The sequence below is a fragment of the Stenotrophomonas sp. YAU14D1_LEIMI4_1 genome (assembly GCF_003086815.1).
GTDB lineage: Bacteria > Pseudomonadota > Gammaproteobacteria > Xanthomonadales > Xanthomonadaceae > Stenotrophomonas.
Genome location: NZ_CP025997.1, coordinates 2,640,836 through 2,667,759, shown reverse-complemented (window position 1 = coordinate 2,667,759; position 26,924 = coordinate 2,640,836). Strand labels below are relative to the sequence as shown.

General features: G+C 66.8%; 18 protein-coding genes. 5 read left to right on the top strand and 13 right to left on the bottom strand.

The features are described from left to right. Positions 1-19: 19 nt before the first annotated feature. Genes metH through C1932_RS12480 form a run of 3 tightly spaced genes read right to left on the bottom strand, consistent with a single transcriptional unit; the run spans position 20 to position 4,732 of the window. Complete coding sequence (metH, locus tag C1932_RS12490) at positions 20-2,704, bottom strand: methionine synthase (RefSeq protein ID WP_108762398.1); 2,685 nt, start codon at positions 2,702-2,704, stop codon at positions 20-22. Next, a complete protein-coding gene (locus C1932_RS12485) occupies positions 2,701-3,795 on the bottom strand; it encodes a homocysteine S-methyltransferase family protein (RefSeq protein WP_108762397.1) in 1,095 nt (364 codons plus the stop codon). Before C1932_RS12485 ends, metH begins: the two co-directional genes overlap by 4 nt. Positions 3,796-3,802: 7 nt before the next feature. Further along, positions 3,803-4,732, bottom strand: coding sequence for a metalloregulator ArsR/SmtB family transcription factor (locus C1932_RS12480; protein ID WP_108750029.1), 930 nt, complete (start codon positions 4,730-4,732; stop codon positions 3,803-3,805). A 164-nt stretch (positions 4,733-4,896) separates the two neighbouring features. Here C1932_RS12480 and C1932_RS12475 point away from each other — a divergent pair, with 164 nt between their 5' ends. Continuing rightward, positions 4,897-6,045, top strand: a complete 1,149-nt coding sequence (locus C1932_RS12475; RefSeq protein ID WP_108762396.1) for an acyl-CoA dehydrogenase family protein — start codon at positions 4,897-4,899, stop codon at positions 6,043-6,045. A gap of 213 nt (positions 6,046-6,258) precedes the next feature. On the opposite strand, the gene C1932_RS12470 is transcribed toward C1932_RS12475, so the two are convergent. Next, the gene (locus C1932_RS12470; RefSeq protein WP_234412130.1) at positions 6,259-7,134 is read right to left on the bottom strand and encodes a hypothetical protein; all 876 of its coding nucleotides are present in this window, start codon (positions 7,132-7,134) and stop codon (positions 6,259-6,261) included. Between the two features lie 313 nt (positions 7,135-7,447). Between C1932_RS12470 and C1932_RS12465 the strand changes: the two genes are divergently transcribed. Then, entirely contained in the window at positions 7,448-7,735 is a 288-nt protein-coding gene (locus C1932_RS12465) for a hypothetical protein (RefSeq protein WP_108762395.1), read from the top strand. A gap of 192 nt (positions 7,736-7,927) precedes the next feature. Here the strand turns inward: C1932_RS12465 and C1932_RS12460 are convergent, their stop codons facing one another. Genes C1932_RS12460 through C1932_RS12450 form a run of 3 tightly spaced genes read right to left on the bottom strand, consistent with a single transcriptional unit; the run spans position 7,928 to position 13,014 of the window. Further along, on the bottom strand, positions 7,928-11,098 hold the full coding sequence (locus C1932_RS12460) for a multidrug efflux RND transporter permease subunit (RefSeq protein WP_108750025.1): 3,171 nt from the start codon (positions 11,096-11,098) through the stop codon (positions 7,928-7,930). 15 nt (positions 11,099-11,113) lie between these two features. Beyond that, a complete protein-coding gene (locus C1932_RS12455; RefSeq protein WP_108753542.1) occupies positions 11,114-12,358 on the bottom strand; it encodes an efflux RND transporter periplasmic adaptor subunit in 1,245 nt (414 codons plus the stop codon). Continuing rightward, the gene (locus C1932_RS12450; RefSeq protein WP_108762394.1) at positions 12,358-13,014 is read right to left on the bottom strand and encodes a TetR/AcrR family transcriptional regulator; all 657 of its coding nucleotides are present in this window, start codon (positions 13,012-13,014) and stop codon (positions 12,358-12,360) included. Before C1932_RS12450 ends, C1932_RS12455 begins: the two co-directional genes overlap by 1 nt. A 262-nt stretch (positions 13,015-13,276) precedes the next feature. Here C1932_RS12450 and C1932_RS12445 point away from each other — a divergent pair, with 262 nt between their 5' ends. From C1932_RS12445 to C1932_RS12435, 3 genes are all read left to right on the top strand, one after another. Continuing rightward, on the top strand, positions 13,277-18,253 hold the full coding sequence (locus tag C1932_RS12445; RefSeq protein ID WP_108762393.1) for an NAD-glutamate dehydrogenase domain-containing protein: 4,977 nt from the start codon (positions 13,277-13,279) through the stop codon (positions 18,251-18,253). 273 nt (positions 18,254-18,526) lie between these two features. Continuing rightward, complete coding sequence (locus C1932_RS12440; RefSeq protein WP_108750021.1) at positions 18,527-19,300, top strand: NAD kinase; 774 nt, start codon at positions 18,527-18,529, stop codon at positions 19,298-19,300. 49 nt (positions 19,301-19,349) lie between these two features. After that, positions 19,350-20,297 carry a 5'-nucleotidase gene (locus C1932_RS12435; RefSeq protein WP_108750020.1) on the top strand — a complete coding sequence of 316 codons (948 nt, stop codon included), beginning with the start codon at positions 19,350-19,352 and terminating at the stop codon, positions 20,295-20,297. A 119-nt stretch (positions 20,298-20,416) separates the two neighbouring features. Here the strand turns inward: C1932_RS12435 and C1932_RS12430 are convergent, their stop codons facing one another. Genes C1932_RS12430 through kynU form a run of 6 tightly spaced genes read right to left on the bottom strand, consistent with a single transcriptional unit; the run spans position 20,417 to position 26,798 of the window. Beyond that, positions 20,417-20,968 carry a DUF2939 domain-containing protein gene (locus tag C1932_RS12430; RefSeq protein WP_108762392.1) on the bottom strand — a complete coding sequence of 184 codons (552 nt, stop codon included), beginning with the start codon at positions 20,966-20,968 and terminating at the stop codon, positions 20,417-20,419. Between the two features lie 42 nt (positions 20,969-21,010). Further along, complete coding sequence (locus C1932_RS12425; protein WP_108762391.1) at positions 21,011-22,003, bottom strand: aldo/keto reductase; 993 nt, start codon at positions 22,001-22,003, stop codon at positions 21,011-21,013. Continuing rightward, positions 22,003-22,689: a DUF2461 domain-containing protein gene (locus C1932_RS12420; RefSeq protein WP_108756590.1), complete on the bottom strand. Its 687-nt coding sequence runs from the start codon at positions 22,687-22,689 to the stop codon at positions 22,003-22,005. Before C1932_RS12420 ends, C1932_RS12425 begins: the two co-directional genes overlap by 1 nt. Further along, a complete protein-coding gene (gene sbcB, locus C1932_RS12415) occupies positions 22,686-24,125 on the bottom strand; it encodes an exodeoxyribonuclease I (protein WP_108753536.1) in 1,440 nt (479 codons plus the stop codon). The genes C1932_RS12420 and sbcB overlap by 4 nt, the downstream gene beginning before the upstream one ends. Further along, complete coding sequence (locus C1932_RS12410; protein WP_108763438.1) at positions 24,125-25,492, bottom strand: NAD(P)/FAD-dependent oxidoreductase; 1,368 nt, start codon at positions 25,490-25,492, stop codon at positions 24,125-24,127. The genes sbcB and C1932_RS12410 overlap by 1 nt, the downstream gene beginning before the upstream one ends. 31 nt (positions 25,493-25,523) lie before the next feature. Continuing rightward, positions 25,524-26,798 (bottom strand): kynureninase, encoded by a 1,275-nt coding sequence (kynU, locus tag C1932_RS12405; protein ID WP_108762390.1) that lies wholly within the window; start codon positions 26,796-26,798, stop codon positions 25,524-25,526. Between the last annotated feature and the right edge of the window lie 126 nt (positions 26,799-26,924).

Genomic DNA, 26,924 nt, shown 5'->3' with positions numbered 1-26,924 from the left:
GCAGGCGTGTGCGCCGGGTTTATTCGGGGTCGTAATCCAGGTTCGACGCCAGCCAGCGCTCGGCCTGTGCACGCTCCACGCCCTTGCGCCGCGCGTAGTCGATCACCTGTTCACGGCTCAGGCGGCCGACCACGAAGTACTGACTCTGCGGGTGGCTGAAGTAATAGCCCGACACGGCAGCGGTGGGCAGCATGGCGAAGCTTTCGGTCAGTTCCATGCTGGCGTGGGTTTCGGCCTGCAGCAGATCGAACAGCCGGCGCTTCTCGCTGTGCTCGGGGCAGGCTGGGTAGCCGGGGGCGGGGCGAATACCGCGGTACTGCTCATCGATCAGCGCTTCGTTGTCGAGCGTCTCGGCATGGTCGTAGCCCCAGAACTCTGTGCGCACGCGCTGGTGCAGTCGTTCGGCCAGCGCTTCGGCGAAGCGGTCGGCCAGCGCCTTCAGAAGGATGGCGTTATAGTCGTCGTGGTCGGCCTCGAAGCGGGCCACGTGTGCATCGATGCCGATGCCGGCGGTGACCGCGAATGCGCCGATCCAGTCCTGCCTGCCGCTGTCGGCGGGGGCGATGAAATCGGCCAGGCAGAAATCGGGGCGCTCGGCCGGTTTGTCCACCTGCTGGCGCAGGAAGTGCAGGGTGGTCTCAGCAGACGGGTGCTGCACGCGGACATCGTCGCCCACGCTGTTGGCCGGCCACAGGCCGAACACGGCCTTGGCGGTCAGCCACTGCTCGTCCACGATGCGCGCCAGCATCGCCCGCGCATCGCGGTACAGATCGCTGGCCTGGGGGCCGACGATCTCGTCGGTCAGGATCGCCGGGAACTTGCCGGCCAGTTCCCAGGCCTGGAAGAACGGCGTCCAGTCGATGTAGTCGACCAGCTCGGCCAACGGGTAGTCATCGAATACATGCAGGCCGGGCTGCTTCGGCGCAGGCGGGGTGTAGCTGTCCCAGCCGCCCTGGAACTTCTGCCCGCGTGCATGTTCCAGGCTGACCAGGCGCTTGGCGTCACCGCGGTTGCGATGGCGCGCGCGGATCTCGGCATAGTCCGCTTCGTTGGCGGCCACGAAGGCATCGCGCAGCTCGCGCGAGATCAGCGACTGTGCAACGCCCACCGCGCGCGAGGCATCCTTCACCCACACGGTGGGGGCCTGGTAATGCGGGTCGATCTTCAGCGCGGTGTGCGCGCGCGAGGTGGTGGCGCCGCCGATCAGCAAGGGCAGGTCGAAGCCCTGCCGCTGCATTTCGCGGGCAACGTGGCTCATCTCCTCCAGCGACGGGGTGATCAGGCCGGACAGGCCGACCAGATCGGCGTTGTGTTCGCGCGCGGCGTCGAGGATCTTCTGCGCCGGCACCATCACGCCCAGGTCGATCACTTCGAAGTTGTTGCAGGCCAGGACCACGCCGACGATGTTCTTGCCGATGTCATGCACATCGCCCTTCACCGTGGCCATGATGATGCGGCCGTTGCTCTTGGCGGTATCGCCGCTGCGTGCCTTTTCGGCCTCGATGTACGGCAGCAGGTAGGCCACCGCCTTCTTCATCACGCGCGCGGATTTGACCACCTGCGGCAGGAACATCTTGCCGGCCCCGAACAGGTCGCCGACGATGTTCATGCCATCCATCAGCGGGCCTTCGATCACGTCCAGCGGGCGGCTGGAGCCCTGCCGGGCAAGTTCGGTGTCTTCCTCCACCCAGGCGTCCAGGCCGTGTACCAGCGCGTGCGCCAGACGCTGCGCCACCGGTTTTTCGCGCCAGGACAGGTCCTCGGTCTTGGCCGCGCCCTTCTTGCCCTTGTAGCGCTCGGCGATCTCCAGCAGGCGCTCGGTGGCGTCGCTGCGGCGGTTGAGGATCACATCCTCCACGCGCTCGCGCAGGTCCGGTTCCAGCTCGTCGTAGATCGGCATGGCGCCGGCGTTGACGATGCCCATGTCCATGCCGGCGGCAATAGCGTGGTACAGGAAGACCGAATGGATGGCCTGGCGTACCGTCTCGTTGCCACGGAACGAGAACGACACGTTGGAGACGCCGCCGGAGACATGGCAGTGCGGCAGGGTCTGCTTGATGATGCGGGTGGCTTCGATGAAGTCCACCGCATAGTTGTCGTGCTCTTCGATGCCGGTGGCTACGGCGAAGATGTTCGGGTCGAAGATGATGTCCTGCGGCGGAAAGCCGATCTCATCGACCAGGATGCGGTAGGCGCGGGTGCAGATCTCCACCTTGCGTGCGCAGGTGTCGGCCTGGCCGGTTTCGTCGAAGGCCATCACCACCGCGGCAGCGCCGTAGCGCAGCACCTTGCGCGCGTGCTCGCGGAACAGGGCTTCGCCTTCCTTCAGCGAGATCGAGTTGACCACGCTCTTGCCCTGCAGGCACTTCAGGCCGGCTTCGATCACGCTCCACTTCGACGAATCGACCATCACCGGAATGCGCGCGATGTCCGGCTCGGACATGATCAGGTTCAGGTAGCGGGTCATCGCCGCTTCCGAATCGATCAGGCCTTCGTCCATGTTCACATCGAGGATCTGTGCACCGCTGGCCACCTGCTGCCGGGCAACGTCCACCGCCTCTTCGTAGCGGCCTTCCTTGATGAGCTTGCGGAACTGCGCGCTGCCGGTGACGTTGGTGCGTTCGCCGACGTTGACGAACAGCAGGTCCGGGGTGATGACCAGCGGTTCCAGGCCGGACAGGCGGGTGTAGGGCGTGGTGCTCATGCGGCCTGCTGCTCCTGTGCGCCGGGCACCGCGCGCGGTGGCAGCCCGGCCACGGCCTGGGCGATGGCACGGATATGGTCCGGGGTGGAGCCGCAGCAGCCACCCACGAGGTTCAGCAGTCCATCTTCGGCAAAGCTGCGCAGCGTGGCGGCCATTTCCTCGGGCGTTTCATCGTACTCGCCGAAGGCGTTGGGCAGGCCGGCGTTGGGGTGCGCGCTGACGTAGCAGTGGGCGACCTGGGCCAGGGTTTCCACATGCGGACGCATCGCGTCGGCGCCCAGTGCGCAGTTCAGGCCGATCGACAGCGGCCGCGAATGCGCCAGCGAGGCGTGGAAGGCTTCGGCGGTCTGCCCGGACAGGGTGCGCCCGGAGGCATCGGTAATCGTGCCGGAGATCATGATGGGCAGGCGCGCACCGCGCGCATCGAAGGCCTCTTCGATGGCGTACAGGGCGGCCTTGGCGTTCAGCGTGTCGAAGATGGTTTCGACCATCAGGGTGTCCGCGCCGCCATCGATCAGGCCGTCAATGGCCTCGCGATAGGTATCGCGCAGGGCGTCGAAGCTGGTGTTGCGGAAGCCGGGATCGTTCACGTCCGGGCTGATCGAGGCGGTGCGGCTGGTCGGGCCCAGTACGCCGATCACGAAACGCGGCTTGTCCGGGGTGCCGGCCTGAACTGCATCGCAGCAGGCGCGCGCCACGGCGGCACCGGCCTTGTTCAGTTCGTACACCAGGTGTTCGAGGTGGTAATCAGCCTGGCTGACCGAGGTCGCGTTGAACGTATTGGTTTCCACCAGATCCGCGCCGGCCTGCAGGTAGGCGGTGTGGATGTCGGCGATGACCTGCGGCCGGGTCAGCAGCAGCAGATCGTTGTTGCCCTTCAGGTCATGGCCTTCCGGCGCGCCATGGTCGCAGCCGGGGCCGTGGCTGTGGTCGTAGCCATCGGCGAAGCGTTCGCCGCGGTAGTCCGCTTCCTGCAGGCCGTGGCGCTGGATCATCGTGCCCATCGCACCATCGATGATCAGGATGCGCGCGCGCAGGGCGTCGAGCAGGGCGTTGGTACGTTCGGGATGCAACCACGGCAGGCTGGACACGGCGACCTCAGGGCTTGTTGGCGATCAGCGAGATGACTTCAAAGTGCGGCGGGCGCTTTTCGCGGGTTACGGTTTCCAGGCTCGATACCTGCAGGCCGGCCTTGTCCACGAACTTGCGCAGTTCCTTGTCGCTGAAACCGAGGTTGACGTGGCCATAGGCTTCCACTGCCGCCTTGTGTTCGTGGCGGGCCAGGCTGCACAGCAGCAGGCGACCGCCCGGGCGCAGCACGCGGGCCGCCTCGGTCACCGCCTGTGCCGGCTTGCTGGCATAGGTCAGCGCGTGCATCAGCACCACCAGGTCGAAGCTGCGGTCCTTGAAGGGCAGGGCATGCATGTCGCCTTCGCGCACTTCCACGTTGGGCAGGCGGCGCAGGCGCTCGCTGGCCGCGGCCACCACGCGCGCGCTGGTGTCGATGCAGATGTAGCGCTTGGCATGTGGGGCCACCAGTTCGGCCAGCACGCCATCGCCGGAGGCGATGTCCAGCACGTCGCCGGTTTCCAACAGCGGCAGCGCGGTGCGCGCCAGCGCTTCCCAGGTACGGCCCGGGGAATAGTGGCGTTCCATGTCGCCGGCCACGCTGTCGGCCCAGTTCTGGTCGGCGGCGCGGTGGGCCAGCACGGCGGCCACGCGTTCAGCATCCTGGCGCAGCAGCGGATCATCGCTTCCATTGCTCAGGGCATGCCACAATGCACGCTGCGCCGGGTCCAGCTGGGCCTCGTCGAAGCGGTAGTAGGCCGACACGCCCGAGCGGCGGTCGCGCACCAGGCCGGCTTCCTTCAGCCGCGCCAGATGGGTGGACACCCGCGGCTGTGCCAGCCGGGTGATGGCCGACAACTCGGCCACGGTCAGCTCTTCCTGCTCCAGCAGCGCCAGCAGGCGCACGCGGGTGGCGTCGGCGAACACCTTCAGGCGGGTCGACCAGTCTTCCAGATCCATAAATATCTACCTATCGCGATATAGAGATATATTCGCCGACGGGTGCTGTCGTGGTCAAGCCGGTGCGGGGGGCGAGTCAGCCGCCGATGCCCGCCCGCAGTTACAATCGGCACATCCGGGGGCGCCTGTTGCGGCCCCCGTCATCATGTACCTGGGAGGGTGTTGTGGATTTCAGCTTTACCGAAGAGCAGTTGATGCTGCAGGACGTGGCGCGGCGCATCGCGCAGGAAAAGATCGCCCCCAGCGCGGAGCACCATGACCGCACCGGCGAGTTCCCCCTTGAGAACATCCGCCTGCTGGGCGAGAACGGCCTGATGGGCATCGAAGTGCCGACCCAGTACGGTGGCGCGGGCATGGACCCGATCGCCTACGTGTTGGCGATGGTGGAAGTGGCCGCCGGCGATGCCGCGCATTCGACCATCATGTCGGTGAACAATTCGCTGTTCTGCAACGGCATCCTGACCCACGGCAGCGAGGCGCAGAAGCAGAAGTATGTGCGCGCCATTGCCGAGGGCGAGGCCATCGGCGCCTTCGCGCTGACCGAGCCGCAGTCCGGTTCCGATGCCACCGCCATGCGCTGCCGCGCGGTGAAGCAGGCCGACGGCACCTACGTGATCAACGGCAAGAAGAGCTGGATCACCTCCGGCCCGGTGGCCAAGTACATCGTGCTGTTCGCGATGAGCGAGCCGGACAAGGGCGCGCGTGGCATCACCGCCTTCCTGGTCGACACCGACAAGGCCGGCTTTGGCCGCGGCAAGACCGAGCCCAAGCTGGGCATCCGTGCGTCGGCCACCTGCGAGATCGAGTTCAACGATTACGTGGCGCAGCCCGATGAAGTGCTGGGCCAGGAAGGCGAGGGCTTCAAGATCGCCATGGGCGTGCTCGACGCCGGCCGCATCGGCATCGCCTCGCAGGCGATCGGCATCGCCCGCGCCGCCTATGAAGCCACGATCGAATACGTGAAGGACCGCAAGGCCTTCGGCGCAGCCATCGGCACGTTCCAGATGACCCAGGCCAAGATTGCCGACATGAAGTGCAAGCTGGACGCAGCGCTGCTGCTGACCCTGCGCGCGGCGTGGGTGAAGGGCGAGGGCAAGCGCTTCAGCAACGAGGCGGCCATCGCCAAGCTGACCGCCTCGGAAGCGGCGATGTGGATCACCCACCAGGCCGTGCAGATCCACGGCGGCATGGGCTATTCCAAGGAAATGCCGCTGGAGCGCTACTTCCGTGATGCCAAGATCACCGAGATCTACGAAGGCACCTCGGAGATCCAGCGCCTGGTGATCGCCCGCAACGAGACCGGGCTGCGCTGAGCCGCATGGGGGCCCGCCCTGGTAGGTGCCAACCTTGGTTGGCACGCTTCCAGGGCGCCAACCAAGGTTGGCGACTACCAGGCTCCCGCCGCTCTGGCACCAACAAGAAGACCCCGGTGGGCTGCGCCGCTGCAATGGCGGCGCATGGGAGCCCGCTCGGTGGGTGCCAACCTTGGTTGGCACGCATCTACGGGCACCAACCAAGTTTGGCGCCTACCGGAAGGCCAGGCGCAGGCTAGCGCGGCACCTGGCAGTGCAGCTGCCTGCCATCCCATCGGCAGATCGGACCGGAGGGTGCCGCACCGGGGTTGACCTCGATCTGCACCCCGTACAGGTGAGCCGAGTCCAGCCAGCGCTGGTAGTCGTCACCATTGTTGAAGTGGTAGTTGCCACATACCCTTCGCCGGTTTCGGTATTGGAGGCGGCGCCATCGGGAATGCGGTTGCCCTGGGCATCCACGCTTTCACCGGTCACGTACCGGGCCTTGTCCACGGCGTCTGGTGAGATGACCAACCGGGTCTGCGAGCCGTCACGCCAGGTGATGACATAGGTGACGGTGTCGACGCCGAACAGCTTGCTCACCCAGCTCAGGACGATGGATGAAATCGTCGTCGCCAGTGAATTCCAGGCGGGTTGCTGGCTGTCAGCGCCGCTGAAGGCGCGGCCGATGGCCAGCTCCAGTTGGCTGCGGTAGGTCGCTGACTGCACGACGTCGTACGCGTTCAGCGCTTTCATGGCGTCAGGAAAGCTGATGCCGTTGGCCATCTGCGGATCGTCCGGATGCACGGGCACCACGGCGCCGCGCCCGAATGCCTGCGGCACGAACTGGGTGCCGGGGCCGAGATGCGCGTTTGGCAGGGCAAGAATGCGGTTGAACATGCGCGTGACCTCGGCCGGGGCCGGCGTGGGCAGCGCACGGTATCGCTGAAGCTCCCTGTCGTATTCCACGTTAAAGGCGCTCAACCGCTGTTGTTGCGGATCGACGACGACCGTCAGCCCGGTGCCCGACTGCAGCGCCGCGGCGCGAGGGTCTGCACAGTTGAAGCAGGGAACGACGCCTCCGGCGCTGGCATCCAGATGCAGGGCCAAGCCGACCGTAAGTAGAAGCCAGGCAGCGACAAGACGCCTGGCAGAAGAGAGTGACGGGTGCATGGTTCGGTCATTCCGTTGAAGGAATGCTCTGGATAGCGTTCTGCGCGCGTGCGAACCGGGAACCGGATCCCATCTGCCTAATGTCTGATCGCATGCGCAGGTTTGAGTCGCGATTGACGCGCTGGAAGGCCGCAGATGCAGCGCGATACCCAGCACAAGGCGCTGGCAGCCGCAGTCAGGCCCGACAATTGCGACACAACGCGCGCCGCCATGGTCAAATGCGATCCGCTTTTCGTTGTGGAGACGTTGAATGATCTATCGCGGTTGGGGGTTTGTGACCCTGGTGACGCCGATTGCAGCGATCCTGCTGCTGGCGTATTTCTTCCCGCACGATGGCCCGAAGGGCAATATTCCGCTGCAGCAGGTGCTACTGGGCGCGGGCCTGGGTGCTGCGCTGAACGTGCTGCTGGGGCTGTGGTTGAACCGCGCGCCGCGGCAGAAGGGTGAGGCCGCGCCGCATCATTTCTTCTTCGTGCCGATGCAGTGGGTGGCGCTGCTGATCGTGGTGGTGTGCGGCGCGATCGCGTTGCTGCGCTGAAGCGCGGCGAGTGCCAACCAAGGTTGGCACCTACCCGAACCGCCCGCACATGGTGGGTGCCAACCAAGGTTGGCACCTACCCGAACCGCCCGCACATGGTGGGTGCAACCTTGGTTGGCACGCATCCCGGTAGTCGCCAACAAAAAGGCCCCGGATCGCTCCGGGGCCTTTTCATTTCACTCTACCGCCGGATCAACGATCCGGACGGTGTGCCGATTCGGCGTCGCGCTGGCGTTCCATGAACTCCTTGGACGGTTCATCCAGCTTGTCGCCCAGCATGCGGCGCACCACCACGAAGAACACCGGGATCATCAGAAGACCCAGCAGGGTGGCAAACAGCATGCCGCCGATCACGCCGGTACCGATGGCGTGGCGCGAGTTGGCGCCGGCACCGGTGGAGATGGCCATCGGGATCACGCCCATGATGAAGGCGAACGAGGTCATCAGGATCGGGCGGAAACGCAGGCGTGCCGCTTCGATGGTGGCATCGCGCAGGGTCTTGCCCGCTGCACGCTGCTCCACCGCGAATTCCACGATCAGGATCGCGTTCTTCGCGGCCAGGCCGATCACGGTGATCATGCCGATCTTGAAGAAGATGTCGTTGGGCAGGCCACGCATCATCGACAGGCCGATGGCACCCAGCACGCCCAGCGGCACCACCAGCAGCACCGCCACCGGAATCGACCAGCTTTCATACAGCGCGGCCAGGCAGAGGAACACCACCACCACCGACAGCACCAGCAGCAGGGTGGCTGCGTTGCCCGCCAGGATTTCCTGGTAGGACATGCCCGACCAGTCGTAACCATAGCCGGCCGGCAGGTCGTTGTTGACGATGTCTTCCATCGCGGTCATCGCTTCACCCGAGCTCTTGCCCGGTGCCTGCGAACCGACGATGTTGATGGCTGAATAGCCGTTGTAGCGGCTCAGCGACGGCGGTGCCGACACCCACTCGGAACTGACCACGGTGCTCAGCGGGATCATCGCGCTGGTGCCATCGGCGTTCGTGGTCAGGCTGGACGGGCTGTAGAAGCTCTTCAGCGATTCCTGGCCGGTACGGTACGGCGCGTCGGCCTGCATGGTCACGCGCTTGATGCGGCCCTGGTAGAAGAAGTCGTTCACGTACACCGGGGCCAGCATCAGCTGCACCGTGCTGTACACGTCCGACACCGACATGCCCATCGACTGCGCCTGCACGCGGTCCACGTGCAGCTGCAGCTGCGGGGCGTTTTCCAGGCCGTTGGGGCGCACGCCGGCCAGCTTGTCGGTTTCCTGCGCGGCCTTGCCCAGCAGCATGTTGCGCGCCTGGGTCAGCTGTTCGTAGCCCTGGCCGCCACGGTCCTGCAGCCACATGTCGAAGCCGCCGAACTGGCCCAGACCCTGCACGGTGGGCAGGTTGACCACGAAGATCTGCGCTTCCTTGATGCCGTAGAACGCGCCGTTCATGTTCTGGATGAACTCCGGCACGGTGACCTTGCGCTCGTCCCAAGGCTTGAGGCGGATGAAGCCCATGCCCACGTTTTCGCCGGAACCGACGAAGCTGAAGCCGGCAATCTGCATCAGGCCTTCATAGCCTTCCTGCTTTTCCAGGATGCCGCGCATCTGGGCGAAGACTTCGTTGGTCTGGCTCTTCGGCGAACCCGGCGGCAGCTGCACGATGGCCAGTGCGTAGCCCTGGTCTTCTTCAGGCAGGAAGCTGCCCGGCATGCGGGTGAACAGGAAGCCGCACAGCGCGGTCAGCACCACGGCGAGGATCATCCAGCGCGGCGCATGCTTCACCGCCGAGGTGATGTGGCCGACGTAGGTGTGGCTGATCTTGTCGTAGTACTTGTTGAACGTGCGGTAGACGATGTTCGGGTGGTCGTTGTGGGTCGGCTTCAGGAAGGTGGCACACAGGGCCGGGGTGAAGCCCAGCGCCAGGAACGCCGAGAAGCCCATCGAAATGGCGATGGTCAGTGCGAACTGCTTGTAGATCTCACCGGCCGCGCCGCCCTGCAGCGCCGACGGAATGAACACTGCCGCCAGAACAACGGTGATGGCCACCACCGCGCCGGTGATCTGGGTCATCGCCTTCTGCGTGGCCGGCTTGGGCGCCAGGCCCTCCTCGGTCATGATGCGTTCGACGTTCTCGATCACCACGATCGCGTCATCGACCACGATGCCGATGGCCAGCACCATCGCGAACAGGGTCAGCTGGTTGATCGTGAAGCCGATCATCCACATGCCCAGGAAGGTACCCAGCAGGGCCACCGGAATGACCAGGGTGGGGATGATGGTGGCGCGGAAGTTCTGCAGGAAGATCAGCATCACCAGGAACACCAGCAACACCGCTTCGAACAGGGTCTTGACCACTTCCTCGATGGAGATCTTGACGAAGGTGGTGCTGTCGTACGGCGAGAACCAGCTCACGCCCGCCGGGAAGCTGGGCTGCAGTTCGTCCATCTTGGCGCGCACCGCATCGGCCACGTTCAGGGCGTTTGCGCCCGGCAGCAGCTGGATGGCGAAGGCGCCGGTGGGGGCACCGTTGTACTGGGTGTCGAAGCCGTAGTTGTTGGCGCCGAAGCCGATACGGGCGATGTCCTTCAGCAGCACGCGCGAGCCGTCGGCGTTGGCACGCAGGATGATGTTCTCGAACTCTTCGGGCGAGCTGAAGCGGCCTTCGGCCGAGACCGTGGCGGTGAAGTGGCCATCGGGCGAGGGGTCCGAACCCAGCGAACCGGCAGCGAACTGCACGTTCTGGGCGCGCACCGCCGCCAGCACCTGGCTGGCCGACAGGCCGTAGCCCTGCATCTTTTCCGGGTTCAGCCAGATGTTCATGGCGTACTCGGAACCGAACTGCTGGGTGCTGCCGACGCCGGGGATACGCGAGACCTGGTCGAGCACGCGCGAGCCGACGATGTCGTTCAGCGCATCACGGGTGATCGACGGGGTTTCCGAACGCAGGCCCACCACCATCAGGAAGCCGGCGTTGGCCTTGGCCACCACCACGCCCTGCTGGGTCACTTCGGTGGGCAGGCGCGGCGTGGCCAGCGATACCTTGTTCTGCACCTGCACCTGGGCGATGTCCGGGTCGGTACCGGTTTCAAAGGTCAGGGTGATCTGCGCACGGCCGTTGGACGAAGACGACGAGCTGAAATACAGCAGGTGATCGATACCGGTCAGCTGCTGCTCGATCACCTGGGTGACCGATTTTTCCGTCGTGTCCGCGCTGGCGCCCGGGTAGGTGGCCGACACGGTCACCTGCGGTGGGGCGATGTTGGGGTAGGACTCCACGCCAAGGTTGAGGATCGCGATCACGCCGCTGAGCGAGATCAGGATCGCCACCACCCAGGCGAAGACCGGATGTTCGATGAAAAATTTAGGCATGACGGAAGGGTCCCGTTACTGCTTGTTCGATTCGGTGGCAGCCGGTTCGGCCTTGTCGGCCGCTTCGGCCGGGGCCTTGTCGGCGGCCGGTGCGGCACCGGCGGCGGCCGGCTTGGCGCTGGCATTGGCGTCCTGGCCCGGGGTCCAGGGCTTGGCCGTGGCCGGTGCCCCTTCCTTGACCTTCTGCACGCCGGCCACGATCACCTTGTCACCGGCAGCCAGGCCGTCGCTGACCAGCCAGTTGCCGCCCTGGGCACCGTCGGTCTTCACGTTCTTGCGCACCACCTTGCCGTCGGCGCCGACCACCATCACGAAGCCGCCCATGGTGTCGCGCTGCAGGGCCTGCTGCGGAACCAGGTAGGCGTTGTTGCGGTCACCCAGGTTGGCCTGGAAGCTGACGAAGGCGCCCGGAAGCAGGATCTGCTGCGGGTTCGGCAGCACCGCACGCAGGGATACCGCACCGGTGGTCGGGTCCACGGTGGTGGACGAGAAGTCCAGGGTGCCCTGTTCGCTGTAGGTGGTGCCGTCGGACAGCTTCACCGCCACGGTGGCCTTGCCATCGCCGGACAGCGCCAGCGCGCCCTTGGCCTGCTGCGCGCGCAGCAGGCTCAGTTCGTCCACGCTCAGCGAGAAGTTCACGTACAGCGGGTCCAGCTGGTCCACGGTGGTCAGCAGGGTCACATCGCCCTGGCCGACCAGCGCGCCCTCGGTCACCTGCTGCTTGTTGGCCACGCCGCTGATCGGCGCGGTCACTTCGGCATAGCCCAGGCTGATGCGCGAGGACGACACGGCCGCTTCGGCCTGCTTCACCGCGGCCAGCGCGGTGCGCTCGGTGGCCTGGGCCGCGTCCAGGTCGGACTTGGACACGTACTGCTGCGGGGCCAGCGAACGGGCGCGGTCGGCGGCGACCTTGGCGTTGGCATAGGTGGCGCGGGCCGAGGCCAGCTGGGCTTCCGAAGCATTCAGTTCGGCGCGCAGCGGGGCCGGATCGATCAGGAACAGGGTCTGGCCCTGCTTGACCTGGCTGCCTTCCTGATAGACGCGCTTGAGCAGCACGCCGGGCACGCGGGCGCGCACGTCGGCACTGCGGTAGGGCGACAGGCGGCCGACCAGTTCACGCTGCAGCGGCAGGGTCTGCGGCTTGGCATCGATCACGCCCACTTCCGGCGGCGGGGGCGTCTGCTGTTCCGGCTTCTTGCAGGCCGCCAGGGCGACAGCGACGGCGCACGTCAAGGCAAGGGTGCGGAGTGGGGCGGTCATCAGGAGAAACTCCGGTGTTGGTTTGTAGACGGGACCGCTGCCGGTTCCGGCGCGAACGCGCGCAGGAAACCGTCAACGGAGAACTCGGCCCAGCGCCTGCGCGCACGCGCGTCATCGCGATGGGGGGTATGGAAGCGTTGTTTGTCGAAATCCTGACCGGCGATCATGCTCAGCAGCAGTTCGGCCATGTAGTGCGGGTCGTCATGCCGGAGCAGGCCACGCCTGCAAACGGTATCAATCCATTCAGCAAGATGAAGTGTCAGCGCCCCGGCGCCTTCCCGGTACAGCGTACGCGCCTCTTCGGGGAACTGGGATGCATCGGCGGCAATCAGTCGGCAGGCCTGGCCCACGTGGGGCTGGTTGAAGTGCTCCAGGAAGTCGGTGGCGAACTGCAACAGGCTGGCACGCAGGTCGTCACTGCGGAGTGCACGCAGCAGGATGCCGCTGGCATCGCCCACGTGCCGCTGCACGACCCGGCGCAGCAGGTCCTGCTTGTTGCCGTAGCGCGAGTACAGCGTCTGCTTGGAACAGCCGGCCTGCTGGGCCACCGCGTCCATGCTCATCTGCATGCCCTGGCGGCCCAGCAGTTCGCGCACGGCATCGAACACGCGCTCATCGCGCGCGTCCACGGCAACGGGGAGGGTAGTGGGGTTCACGCGGTGGACTATACCGTCCAGTTCAGGATTGTGGAATCGTGCCGATAGTCCTGCCTGTCACCTGCCGCGTGGTTTTCCGTAACACGCTTTGCCGATCCTGTCGGCAGCGGCGCAACGCCCGTGCGCGCCATACCGGTGCGAACTGAATAGGCGTCTAAACCGCAGCAAACCCGAATCTGGTTATTCCGTCCTGCAGCAAGGCCTTTACGCGGGATAGGTCTACAATTTCATTTTCCCAACTGAGCAAGCGCATCGCTCTGCCATGAAACCGCAAAAAACCGCAGCCAAGACCGTGAAGAACAAGACCAAGCCAGCTGAGTCGGAGGTCGCAGTGACCGCTGGTTTCTCCCTGGAGCCGGTGTACACGGCCTTGCGCAAGCGTTACCCCTCTGCCGCGCAGGCCGAGGCAGTGGCATTCGCCGCGGATTTCTACAAGCGCATGGAGTCGGACGAGTTCCCGCACCACAGCGCTGACGAGTGGGCCGCGCTGGCCGCCGACACGCTGGAATTCGCCCGTGCCCGCAAGGCCGGCAAGGCCAATGTGCGCGTGTTCAATCCGACCACCAAGGCCAACGGCTGGGAATCGCCGCACACGGTGCTGCAGATCGTCAATGACGATATGCCGTTCCTCGTCGATACCGTCACCATGACCCTGGCCGAACAGGGCGTGGGCGTGCACGTGCTGGGCCACCCGGTGCTGCGCTTCACCCGCGACAAGGCCGGCAAGCTGGCCAAGGTGGGCGAGGGCGAAGCCGAATCGGTGATGCTGCTGGAAATCGACCGCCAGCCGGCCGATGCCATGGCCGTCATCGAGCAGGCCATCAACAAGGCGCTGGACGAAGTGCGCGCCATCGTGCGCGACTGGCAGCCGATGAAGGACAAGGCCCTGGCCTTGGCCGACGACCTGGGCAGCCGCACGCTGCCGGTGGACGAGACCTCGCGCGCCGAAGCACAGGAATTCCTGCGCTGGGCCGCCGACAACCACTTCACCTTCTTCGGCTACCGCGAATACCGCGTTGAGAAGCAGGGCAAGGAAGAAGTGCTGGCACCGCTGAACGACACCGGCCTGGGCCTGATGCGCGGCAAGGACAAGTCCGCTGCGCGCCCGGTCAAGACGCTGGCCGCGCAGGGCCTGAACACCACGTCCGGGCTGAAGGACGCGCTGATCCTGACCAAGACCAATGCCCGTTCGCGCGTGCACCGTGCCGGTTACATGGACTACATCGGCGTGCTGGAATTCGACGCCAAGGGCAAGATCATCGGCGAACAGCGCTTCCTGGGCCTGTTCACCTCCAGCGCCTACAACCGCCGCCCGTGGGAAATCCCGCTGGTGCGCCAGCGCCACGAACACGTGATGAAGCAGTCCGGCCTGGCCCCGGCCAGCCACAGCGGCAAGGCCCTGCGCCACATCCTGGAAACCCTGCCGCGCGAAGAGCTGTTCCAGTCCAGCGAGGACGAACTGCTGCGCACCGCCATGGGCGTGCTGGGCCTGCAGGAACGCGTGCGCAGCCGCCTGTTCCTGCGCCGCGACAAGTACAGCCGTTTCATTTCCGCACTGGTCTACCTGCCGCGCGAGCGCTTCAACACCGACGTGCGCCTGCGCATCGAGGCCATGCTGAAGGAAGCGCTGCACGGTGAGTACGTGGACAGCTCGGTGGTGCTGGGCGAATCGCCGCTGGCCCAGGTGCACCTGATCGTGCGCCCCAAGCCGGGCGAAATGCTGGACGTCGATACCGCCGAACTGGAACAGAAGCTGGCCCAGGTGCTGCGCAACTGGCAGGACGACCTGCGTGAAGCGCTGGTGTCGCGCCATGGTGAAACCGAAGGCCTGCGCATTGCCGCGCGTATCGGCAAGGCACTGCCGGCCGGCTACATCGAAGACAACAGCACCGCCGTTGCCGCCAACGATGTCAGCCAGCTCGACGCGCTGACCGGCCCGGACGACCTGCGCCTGAGCCTGCAGGCCGTGCCGCGCGAAAGCGGCGATGGCCTGCGCCTGAAGCTGTACCGCCAGCTGGATGACATTCCGCTGTCGGACGCGCTGCCGATGATGGAGAACATGGGCCTGCGCGTGATCGCCGAGCGCCCGTACCGCCTGTCGGTGGACAACGCGCCGGTGTACGTGCAGGACTTCGAAGTCGAATCGACCGCCGGCGCCATCGATGCCGCGCGCGTGGATGAAGCCTTCGGCGAGACCTTCGCCCGCGTCTGGCACGGCGATGCCGAGAACGATGGCTTCAACCGCCTGGTGCTGGCCGCCGGCCTGCACTGGCGCCAGGTCGCCATGCTGCGCGGCTACTGCAAGTACCTGCTGCAGACCGGCGTGCCGTTCTCGCAGGCGTACGTGGAAGGCACCTTCGCCCGCTACCCGCTGCTGGCGCGCCTGCTGGTGGAGCTGTTCGAAGCCCGCTTCGATCCGGCCACCGGCCATGAAAGCAAGGACGACATCGCCGCGGGCCAGGCCCATCTGAAGGCCCACTTCGATGTGCTGGCCGCCGGCGACGAGGCCACCCTGAAGGTGCTCAAGACCGTGGTCGACGCTCGCAAGGGTGACCGCGATGCGCAGATGCAGGCCGCGCGCGATGCGCTGCTGAAGCTGATGGACCGCGTGTCCAGCCTGGACGAGGACCGCATCCTGCGCTCGTTCATGGGCGTGATCGATGCGACCCTGCGTACCAGCTACTACCAGACCGATGCCAATGGCCAGCACGGCCATGTCATCAGCTTCAAGTTCGATTCGGCGCTGGTGCCGGACCTGCCCAAGCCGCGCCCCTACCGCGAAATCTTCGTCTACGGCCCGCGCGTGGAAGGTACCCACCTGCGCTTCGGTGCCGTGGCCCGAGGCGGCCTGCGCTGGTCGGACCGCCGCGAAGACTTCCGTACCGAAGTACTGGGCCTGGTGAAGGCGCAGATGGTGAAGAACACCGTGATCGTGCCGGTCGGCGCCAAGGGTGGTTTCTTCGCCAAGATGCCGCCGGTGAACGGTGATCGCGATGCGATCTTCGCCAACGGCGTGGCCTGCTACAAGCTGTTCATCCAGGGCCTGCTGGACATCACCGACAACATCGTCAACAACAAGATCGTGCCGCCGGTGGACGTTGTGCGCCACGACATGGACGACCCGTACCTGGTGGTGGCGGCCGACAAGGGCACGGCGACCTTCAGTGACATCGCCAACGGCCTGGCCATCGCCCACGGCTTCTGGATGGGCGATGCGTTCGCCTCCGGTGGTTCGGTCGGCTACGACCACAAGGGCATGGGCATTACCGCGCGCGGTGCGTGGGAATCGGTCAAGCGCCACTTCCGTGCGCTGGGCCGTGACAGCCAGACCCAGGACTTCACCACCGTCGGCGTGGGCGACATGTCCGGCGACGTGTTCGGCAACGGCATGCTGCTGTCGCGCCACATCCGCCTGCTGGCCGCGTTCGACCACCGCCACATCTTCCTGGACCCGAACCCGGATGCGGCCACCTCGTTCGTCGAGCGTGAGCGCATGTTCACCGTGCCGCGTTCCAGCTGGGCCGACTACGATGCCAAGCTGATCAGCAAGGGCGGCGGCATCTATCCGCGCAGCCTGAAGTCGATCGAGATCACCCCGCAGGTGCGTGAAGCACTGGGCCTGGACGAGAACGTCAAGGCGCTGTCGCCGAACGATCTGATGAGCGCGATCCTGAAGGCACCGGTGGACCTGCTGTGGAACGGCGGCATCGGTACCTACGTGAAGGCTGCCAGCGAACAGCACAGCGATGTCGGCGACCGCGCCAACAATGCGCTGCGCGTGAATGGTGGCGAGCTGCGCTGCAAGGTGGTGGGCGAGGGCGGCAACCTGGGCATGACCCAGCTGGGCCGCATCGAAGCCGCCCAGGCCGGCGTGCTGCTCAACACCGACTTCATCGACAACTCGGCCGGTGTGGATACCTCCGACCACGAAGTCAACATCAAGATCCTGCTCAACGATGTGGTGCGGGCCAAGAAGCTGACCGTTGAACAGCGTAACAAGCTGCTGGCGTCGATGACCGACGAAGTGGCCGACCTGGTGCTGAACGACAACTACCGCCAGAACCAGGCGCTGAGCCTGATGGAGCGGATGGCCGTCAAGCGCCTGGGTTCCAAGCAGCACTTCATCCGCACGCTGGAACAGCAGGGCCTGCTGGATCGCCAGATCGAGTTCCTGCCGTCCGATGCCGAGCTGTCCCAGCGCAAGGCGCGTGGCCAGGGCCTGACCCGTCCGGAACTGTCGGTGCTGCTGTCCTATTCCAAGCTGGTGGCGTTCGCCCAGCTGCTGGATTCGGACATTCCCGAAGACCCGTACCTGTCCAAGGAACTGCAGCGCTACTTCCCGACCCCGCTGCAGAAGAAGTACGCCGACGCGATGGAGCGTCACCGCCTGAAGCGCGAAATCATCGCCACGGCCGTGACCAACCAGACCATCAACCGCATGGGTGCCACCTTCCTGATGCGCATGCAGGAAGACACCGGCCGTTCCATTGCCGAGGTTGCCAAGGCCTACACCATCAGCCGCGAAACGCTGGATGCCCGCGCGCTGTGGGCACAGATCGACGCGCTGGACGGCAAGCTGCCCGAATCGGTGCAGATCGACGCACTGGAAGTGATCTGGAAGCTGCAGCGTTCGTTCGTGCGTTGGCTGCTGTCGCGCCCGGGCCCGATGCCGGGCATCACCGAGGCGGTGAACCGCTACCAGGGTCCGTTCAACGACATCCGCGTCGCGTCGGGCGTGCTGCCTGATTCGCAGCGTCCGACCTACGAAGCCCTGGTGGCCGAGTGGAAGGAGAAGGGCCTGCCGTCGGCACTGGCACAGCAGCTGGCGGAACTGCACTTCCTGGAGCCGGCCTTCGACATCATCGAACTGGCCCGTACCCGCAAGCTGAAGCCGGTGGACGTGTCCAAGATCCACTTCCGCCTGGGCGATGCCCTGCAGCTGCCGTGGCTGTTCGAGCAGATCGACGCGCTGGAGGTCAATGGCCGCTGGCATGCCGTGGCCCGTGGCGTGCTGCGCGATGAGCTGGCCCACCACCACCGCAACCTGGCCGGCCAGGTGCTGGCGACCAAGGGCGGCAGTGCCGAGGCCAAGGTGTCGGCGTGGATCGGCCGCGACGACAACAGCCTGCGCTTTACCCTGTCGATGCTGGCCGAACTGGCCGAGCAGAAGACCCTGGACTACCCGACCGTTTCGGTCGCGGTGCAGCGCCTGGGCCAGCTGGCGGCGCATGGTGCGTAAGCGCATTCGCGCTGACGCCCCACGGTTTGCTCTGCAAACCGTGGGCCCCATGCCAACCATGCTCCCAGACCCCCGCGCCGTTGGCGCGCCCCCCTGACTCAGGGGGGGCTCCTGATCTGCAGCAGTTGGAGGAACGGCCCCGCGAAAGCGGGGCCGTTCTGTTTCTGCGTGCATTCGCCGGGCATGGCCCGGCGCTACCGACGCACGGGCCATGCCCGGCGAGCGCAGCGGCGCTCGGTTATGCTCTTGAACAGCCTTCCCCCGGATCCACCCATGAGCGACACCCCCCGCATCGCGTTCCTGGCCAGCACCACCGAACCTGCGCAGATGGCCCGCGCGGCCATGGTGTCGCGCTATGGCGACCATGCGCCCGACCAGGCCGATGTGCTGTGCCCGTTGGGCGGCGACGGTTTCATGCTGCAGACCCTGCACCGCCATGGCCACCTGGGCAAACCGGTGTTCGGCATGAAGCTGGGCACGGTCGGCTTCCTGATGAACCAGTACCGCGGCGACGATGACGTGCAGGCCCGCATCGCCCGCGCCGAGCCAGCCAACCTGCGCCCGCTGGAAATGATCGCGCTGACCGAGTCGGGCACCAGTACCGGCTCGCTGGCCTACAACGATGTGTCGCTGCTGCGGCAGACCCGCCAGGCCGCGCATATCGGCATCGATCTGAACGGCCAGGAGCGCGTGGCCGAGCTGATCGGCGATGGCGTGCTGGTGGCCACGCCGGCCGGGAGCACCGCCTACAACTATTCCGCGCACGGCCCGGTACTGCCGCTGGGCTCCCACACCATCGCCCTGACGCCGCTGGCCCCGTACCGGCCACGCCGCTGGCGCGGCGCCATCCTCAAGGCCGACACCGAAGTGCGCTTCCGCGTGCTGGACCCGTACAAGCGGCCGGTGAGCGTGACCGCCGATTCGCACGAGACGCGTGACGTGGTGGAAGTGACCATCCGCGAATCCAAGGACCGCCGGGTGACCCTGCTGTTCGACCCGGAACACAACCTGGAAGACCGCATCCTGAGCGAACAGTTCGTTTTTTAAGGGACAATACGCCGCCGGCCCCCGCCGTCCGCTGCAAGGAACCCCCGCCATGGGCGACAACACCCCCCGTTTGCTGACCGTCGCGGTAACCTCGCGCGCGCTGTTCGATCTGGAAGAGAGCCACGCGCTGTTCGAGAGCGATGGCGTGGCGGCCTATGCCGAATACCAGCGCCAGCACGAGGATGACATCCTGGGGCCGGGTGTCGCGTTCCCGGTGGTGCGCAAGCTGTTGGCACTGAACCAGGGCGCCAGCCCGGAAAACCCGCGGGTGGAAGTGATCCTGCTGTCGCGCAATTCGGCCGACACTGGCCTGCGCATCTTCAATTCCATCCAGCACTACGGGCTGGGCATCATCCGCGCCACCTTCACCGCCGGCGAGCCCACCTGGCCGTATGTGAAGCCGTTCGGCACCGATCTGTTCCTGTCGGCCAACCCCGAATCGGTGCGCAGTGCGCTGCGCCATGGCATTGCCGCGGCCACCATCCTGCCCAAGCCGCCGGGTGAAACCGCCGCGGCCGCCGAAGACCAGGTGGTGCACAGCGAGCGCAACGCCGGCCAGCTGCGCATCGCCTTCGATGGCGACGCGGTGATCTTCGGTGATGAAAGCGAGCGCATTTCGCGCGAGCAGGGCGTGGAAGCGTTTGGCCGCCACGAGCGCGAGCGGGCGCGCGAGCCGCTCAGCGGCGGCCCGTTCCGCGGCTTCCTGTCGGCACTGCACACGCTGCAGGAAGTGTTCCCGGCCGGTGAGAGTGCGCCGATCCGCACCGCGCTGGTGACCGCGCGTTCGGCGCCGGCGCACGAGCGGGTGATCCGCACCCTGCGCGAATGGGGCGTGCGCCTGGATGAAGCGTTGTTCCTGGGTGGCCGGCACAAGGGCCCGTTCCTGCAGGCCTTCGGCGCGGACATCTTCTTCGACGATTCCCAGCACAACATCGACAGCGCCCGCGAACACGTGGCCGCCGGCCACGTGCCGCACGGTGTCGCCAACGAAGGGTGACGCCATGATGGGTGGGTGCCAACCGTTGGTTGGCACGTCATCGCCCCGGTAGGTGCCAACCTTGGTTGGCACGGTTGTGCGTCAATGCCCACCAAGGTGGGCATCTACCAAAGTGGGGCTTACGGGCTGCCCGACATCCCCAGCTGCAGGTCCACCACCTTCCAGCGCAGGCCCTGCGGCTCCAGCACCACCTTCAAGGGGGGCTGGCCCGGCCCGCGCTCCACGTCCACCACGAACCGGTCCAGTGCCTCGAAATGGTGTTCGGCGTGTTTCAGCGGCTGCGCCGGTTCGGTCGGGCCGAAGGCATCACCGCCCTGCAGTTCGTTGCGGCCACGCTTCCACAACACGTGGCCCTGCAGCAAGGCACCGATGCCCGTAGGCGTGATCATCGTGTCCACCGCCGCGCCGCCCAACTGGTCGCCCAGGCCGTACAACAGCGCGCCGAAGGGGCTGCTGGCCACCTCGGGCCCGGCCTGGCGCACCAGGTAATCATTGAGCTGCGCGCGCAGGCTGCTGCGCACGCGCGGGAAGTCCACGTAGCGCTCCAGCCGCGCGGTGTCGCGCTGCTCGATGGCCTTGGACAGGCCGTGGACGGTCAGGTAGGGGCCGCCGAACCACGACGCGCACACGGCCGCAACCGCCAGGATCAGGACGCCGATGAGTTTCTTCATGCCGCCCAGACTGCCGCAAACGCCGACCGCGCAGGTGAAGAGTCAGTGACTGGGTGAGCCGCGGCCATCACCGAAGGCGACCACCAGCCGCTGCCGTTCGGCGGCGCTGAGTGCGTCCACGCGGGTCGCCAGCACCTCATCCAGGCTGCGCAGGCGGGTGGTGCCGAGGATGCCGCTGGCCACGCCCGGGTGCTGCAGCACATAGGCGAACGCGGTCTGCGCCGGGCGCTGGCCATCGATGCCGGCCACCGCGCGGCGCATCGCGCCCGCACTGCGCATCAACTGGCGGCTGCTCGGTTTCAGCCACGCACGGGCCAGGTACCAGGCATCGGCCAGCCGGGGCAGGCGCGGGCGTGCTGGCAGCAGGTGCCCCTGTGCCAGCACCGTGCCGGCCAGCACGCCGATACCGGCGGCGTGCAGCCGATCGATCAGCGGTGCGCGGTCCTGCTGCAGCGCGTTGAAATCCAGCAGCACTACGTCGAAGGCCTGCGGGTGGTCGATCATCCATAGCAGCGTGGCGGCCGAATGGGTGTTGATGCCGGTGTGCCGGATCAGCCCGCGTTCGCGCAGGCGGGCCAGCGCGTGCAGCAGCTCGTCGTTGATGTCGTGCTGGCTGGCGCCGTGCAGCTGGTACACGTCCAGGTAGTCCAGGCCCAGGTTGCGCAGCGACGCCTCGCAACTGGCGGTGATCGCCGCCGGCGAGAAATCACGCTGCTCGGCACCGCTGATCCCGGCCTGCCCGGTCAGCGTGCCGCCCTTGCTTGAAATCACCAGTGATTCGCGCGGGAAGCGTGCCAGCAACGGGCGCAGGATGCGGCCCAGGCGCGGCTCGGCGTGGAAGCCGGAGTAGTTGTGGCCGGTGTCGAGCAGGTTCACGCCCTGCGCCAGCGCGTGCCCGACCACTGCTGCAGCGGCGTCCTCGGCGAAGCGCGGATGGCCCCAGAAGCCGGAACAGCCCAGCCCGACCGGTGAGACGGCCAGCCCGGTGCGGCCCAGCATGCGGCGCTGTTGGGCCAGGGGCAGGGCGTCGACCATCAGAACTCCAGGTCCAGTGCCGCGCACAGGTAGTCCACGAACGGCGCCAGGGTGGCCAGGTCCTTGCCCAGGGTGGACAGGAGGCGCGGGCCGGTCATGGTGTCATCGTCCAGCGAACGCCACATGACCCAGTTGCGGTGCTTCAGATCGTCGATGAATTCGAAGTCGGCCGGGAAGCCGCGCGGCGGCCGCACCAGCTTCTCGCTCTGCTCGAAGTCGAAACGCTTGCGCAGGGGCGCGCCGTGCGCGGCCGCCTTCCAGCTGCCCGGGTTGTCCAGGATGAAGTGGCGCACGCGCCGCTGGGTCTCCGGTTCCGGGTGCCACAGGCCGGCGCCGACGAAGCTCTCGCCGGGCTGCAGGTGGATGTAGAACGAGGGCGCGGCCACTTCGCGACGGCGCTCGTGGAACAGGCGCGCACCCTGCCAGGTCTTGTACGGCGACTTGTCGTTGGAGAAGCGTGCGTCACGGTGGATGCGGAACAGCGATCCGCCGACGCCGCGGGTGTCGGCACGGAAGTGCTCACTGACCTCGCCCAGCGCGGGCTGCAGGTCGCCCAGCAGGCGCAGGAACGGCTGCCGCACGTGGTCTTCGTACTGCTGGCGATGGTCGTTGAACCAGGCCTTTTCGTTATGCCGCGCCAGGCTGCGCAGGAACTTGAAACTGGCCTCGGAAAAATACGTACTCACAGCTGCTCCTGCAGGTGGTGGCCCCAGTCGCGCAGCGACTGCAGCAGCTCGGCGCGGCGCACGTCGTCGGGCGCTTCGGCGGCCAGCGCGTCGATCTGCTGCTGGTACTGGGGCAGGTTCAGTTCGCCCAGGCCCTGTTCGCCCAGCAGGCGTTGGCGGCGGTACGCCTGCCATCGTTCCTGTTCGGCCGGCGACAGGGTGCCGGGATGGTTGCGGGCGCGGTAGCGGAACAGCAGTTCGGGCAATCGCGGGTCGCGGAAGCGCTCTTCCAGCGCGGCCAGCTGCTGCGGCGCGCTGGTGCGGGCCAGGGCCAGCAACGGCTTGTCGCCGGCGCCGAGGAAACCGTCGTACAACGAGGCGTCCACATCGGTCAGCATCGGTGGGCGTGGCTGGTTGAACACCTGGCGGGCCTTCTCGGCCAGCTGCGGCGCGACCTCGCGCAGGCGCGCGGCCTTGGCTTCGATCGCGGCCACGTCCAGTCCCAGCCGCGCATGGTCATCGGCACGCAGGTGGTTCCAGGCCACCAGCGCCGGCACCTTGTTCAGATGCACTTCCTTCAGCGGCACGCGGGCCACGCCCTCGGGCAGTTCGCTGGCGCGCAGGTACAGGCGCTGGGCGATCACCTCGGCCGGCAGCGCCAGCAGGTCGTCCACTTCGCCGTCCAGATCGAACACGATGGCGCGGTTTCCGATGGTCGGGTGCATGGCCAGCGGCAGCACCGGCGCCGCGCACAGACGACTGGCCGGGTAGCGCATGGAAATGTGCAGTACCGGCTGCATCGCCGCCACGTCCAGCAGGCTGCCGACAAAGCGCTTGTCGCGAAGCTTCAGGGCGTAGTCCCACAGGCGCGGCTGCGATTGCTTGAACAGGCGGGCCATGCCCAGCGTGGCGCGCACATCGGAAAGTGCTTCATGCGCATCGCCTTCGCGCACGCCATTGGCCTCGGCCAGGTGTTCGAGCTTGAACGAGGTCGCGCCGTCTTCGCGCTGCGGCCACTGGATGCCGTCCGGGCGCAGTGCGCGCATCAGCCGCAGCATGTCCAGCAGGTCCCAGCGCGAATTGCCGTTGCGCCACTCGCGCTCGTAAGGATCGTGGAAGTTGCGGAACAGGCCGTAGCGGATGAACTCGTCGTCGAAACGCAGGGTGTTGTAACCCAGCGCACAGGTGCCGGGCCGTGACATCTGTTCGTTGATGCGGTCGAACGCCTCGGCCTCGCTCACGCCCTCGGCCATGGCCTGCTGCGGGGTGATGCCGGTGACCAGGGTGGCCATGGGCGAGGGCAGCAGATCATCGGCCGGGCGCACGAAGAAGCTGACCGGCGTGTCGATCACGTTCAGATCGGCATCGGTGCGCATGGCCGCGAACTGCGCGATGCGGGTGCGGCGCGGATCCTGGCCGAAGGTTTCCAGGTCGTAGAACAGGAAGCTGTCAGCCATCAGTGCGCGCCCTCCAGCACCGGCAGCTGCGCGTGGATCTGCGCTTCCAGTGCGGCCCAGTCGATGTTGTCCAGCGTGGTGTGGCCGGCCGTGGCCGCCACCAGCATGTCGCGCTGCAGTTCGGTGCGGCGCAGCGCTTCGGCATACGGCGTGTGCAGGAAGGTGACCATGGTGTAGTGCGGCACGAAGCGGGTCGGCCAGCGCCGTTGCAGCTCCTGTTCCAGCTCGCGCTGCAGCAGGAAGGCCGGGTCGGCCACGCGGTCACGCATTTCAAGGTAGTTTTCCAGCGCCATCTGCTGGATCGCCTGCGCATTGGGTTTGCGTTCGGCTTCGAAGGCGGCGAAGGCGCCCTGTAGGTCGTCGGCGTCCATCAGGTGCCGGGCCAGCGCCACGCAATCTTCGAACGCGCAGTTCATGCCCTGGCCGTGGAAGGGCACCATCGCATGCGCGGCATCGCCGATCAGCACGGCGCGGCCGTCCTGGTGCCAGCGCTCCAGGGTCAGCGTGCCCAGCAGGCCCGGCGGGTGCTGTTCCCAGTCCGCGCGCAGGTCCGGGATCAGCGGCAGCGCATCGGCGAATTCGGCGGCGAACAGCGCCTCGGCCTGCGCGCCGGTGTTGACCGTGGCGAAGCTGGGGTTGCCCTGGTTGGGCAGGAACAGGGTGACGGTGAAGGTGCCTTCGTGGTTGGGCAGGGCAATGCACATGTAGTGGCCGCGCGGCCAGATGTGCAGCGCATTGCGCTCGATGCGGAAGCTGCCATCGGCGGCCGGTGGGATTTCCAGTTCCTTGTAGGAATGGTCGAGGAAGGCGATGTCCTCGCCCAGCGGCGTGCGCCGGTTCATTGCCGCACGCAGTGCCGAACCGGCACCGTCGGCGCCGATCAGGCTGTCGAAGCGGATGTCATGCGGGCTGTCGTCGCGGTCATCGATGAAGCGCGCGTAGCCGGCGTCGAAATCCACGGTGTGCAGGCGGCGGTGGAAATGCACGGTGGCACCGGCTTCTTCGGCCAGCTGCAGCAGCGTGGTGTTCAGTTCACTGCGATGGATCGACCAGATCACTTCGCTGTCGTCGCGGCCATAGCGCTGCAGCTGCGGATTGCCTTCGCGTGGGTGAACCATGCGCCCGCGCATCATCACCGCGCGGGCCATCACTTCGTCCTCCACGCCGGCCTGGCGCAGCGCATTGCGGCCGCGCTCGGCCAGGGCCAGGTTGATCGAACGGCCGCTTTCATAATCGGCCACGCGCGGGTCGCCGCGGCGTTCGTACAGGGTGATGCGCCAGCCCTGCCGCGACAGCAGGATGGCCAGCAGGGAACCGGCCAGGCCGGCGCCGATGATGCTCAGGGAGCGGGAGGCGTGTGCGATCAACGAACTGTCCAGCAATAGGGGAGGGCGCGGCTTACAGGCCGGCCCAGGCTTCCACTTCCTCGACGAAATGGTGCACGTCCAGGTAGCGGTTGTAGAGCGGGGTGGGCGAAATGCGGATGACGTCCGGCTCGCGCCAGTCGCCGAGCACGCCGACGCCACGCAGGTATTCGAACAGCGCGCGGCCACGTTCGCGGCCGCCGATCACCCGCAGCGACAGCTGGCAGCCGCGGCGCTCCGGTTCGGATGGGGTGACCACGTCCAGCACCTGCGGCAGGCGCGCGCGCACCAGCGCATCGAGCAGGCCGGTCAGCGCCAGCGATTTGCTGCGCAGCGCCTCCATGCCGGCGCGTTCGAACAGGTCCAGCGAGGCGCGCAGCGGGGCCAGGCCCAGGATCGGCGGATTGCTCAACTGCCAGCCTTCGGCGCCCACGGCCGGGGTGAACTGCGGCGACATCTGGAAGCGCGTGGCCTCTTCATGGCCCCACCAGCCGGCAAAACGCGGCAGGGTGGTATCGCGGTGATGGCGCTCGTGCACGAAGGCACCGGCCACGGCACCCGGGCCGCTGTTGAGGTACTTGTAGTGGCACCACACGGCAAAGTCCGGCGCCACATCGTGCAGGTGCAGCGGCACGTTGCCGACCGAATGGGCCAGGTCGAAACCGATGCGGGCGCCCTGCAGGCGCGCGGCGCGGGTGATCGCGTCCAGGTCGAACACCTGGCCGCTGCGGTACTGCACGCCGGGCCACAGCACCAGCGCCAGGCGCGGGCCGTGTTCGGCGATGGCGCGCTCGATCGCGGCCAGCGAAATCGTACCGGTGGCTTCATCCGGCTGCACTTCCACCAGGCAGTCGGCCGGGTCGAAGCCGTGGAAGCGGATCTGCGCTTCCACCGCGTGGCGGTCGGTGGGGAAGGCGCCGGCTTCCATCAGGATGACCGGGCGCTGCGCGGTGGGCCGGTAGAAGCTGACCATCATCAGGTGCAGGTTCACGCTCAGCGTGTTCATCGCCACCACTTCGCTGGGCAGGGCGCCGACCACGCGGGCCAGCTGCGCGCTCACCAGGCGGTGGTAGGACAGCCACTGGGTGGGGCCGGTGAAGTGGCCTTCCACGGCCAGTTCGCCCCACTGCTTCATGACCTCCTGCACGGCGGCCTGCGCGCCGCGCGGCTGCAGGCCCAGCGAGTTGCCGACGAAGTAGGTCTGCTCACCGCCGCCATGGCGCGGAATCAGGAATTCGTTGCGCAGTGGGCGCAGCGGATCGGCAGCGTCCAGGGCAATGGCGTGGGTGCGACTGAGCAGATCGGACATGGGCGGGCAACAGGCTGCAACGGGATTGCCAGTGTAGCGCCTGGCGCCTGCCCGGGGCGTCGCGGCCACGCTTCGAGCGCCGCGTCTGCTGGTAGTGGCCAACCTTGGTTGGCGCTCGCAGATCCA

Coding starts and splice junctions, on each gene's coding strand:
- metH (WP_108762398.1), bottom strand. CDS start 2,704: ATGAGCACCACGCCCTACACCCGCCTGTCCGGCCTGGAACCGCTGGTC.
- C1932_RS12480 (WP_108750029.1), bottom strand. CDS start 4,732: ATGGATCTGGAAGACTGGTCGACCCGCCTGAAGGTGTTCGCCGACGCC.
- C1932_RS12465 (WP_108762395.1), top strand. CDS start 7,448: ATGATCTATCGCGGTTGGGGGTTTGTGACCCTGGTGACGCCGATTGCA.
- C1932_RS12460 (WP_108750025.1), bottom strand. CDS start 11,098: ATGCCTAAATTTTTCATCGAACATCCGGTCTTCGCCTGGGTGGTGGCG.
- C1932_RS12455 (WP_108753542.1), bottom strand. CDS start 12,358: ATGACCGCCCCACTCCGCACCCTTGCCTTGACGTGCGCCGTCGCTGTC.
- C1932_RS12445 (WP_108762393.1), top strand. CDS start 13,277: ATGAAACCGCAAAAAACCGCAGCCAAGACCGTGAAGAACAAGACCAAG.
- C1932_RS12440 (WP_108750021.1), top strand. CDS start 18,527: ATGAGCGACACCCCCCGCATCGCGTTCCTGGCCAGCACCACCGAACCT.
- C1932_RS12435 (WP_108750020.1), top strand. CDS start 19,350: ATGGGCGACAACACCCCCCGTTTGCTGACCGTCGCGGTAACCTCGCGC.
- C1932_RS12430 (WP_108762392.1), bottom strand. CDS start 20,968: ATGAAGAAACTCATCGGCGTCCTGATCCTGGCGGTTGCGGCCGTGTGC.
- C1932_RS12425 (WP_108762391.1), bottom strand. CDS start 22,003: ATGGTCGACGCCCTGCCCCTGGCCCAACAGCGCCGCATGCTGGGCCGC.
- sbcB (WP_108753536.1), bottom strand. CDS start 24,125: ATGGCTGACAGCTTCCTGTTCTACGACCTGGAAACCTTCGGCCAGGAT.
- kynU (WP_108762390.1), bottom strand. CDS start 26,798: ATGTCCGATCTGCTCAGTCGCACCCACGCCATTGCCCTGGACGCTGCC.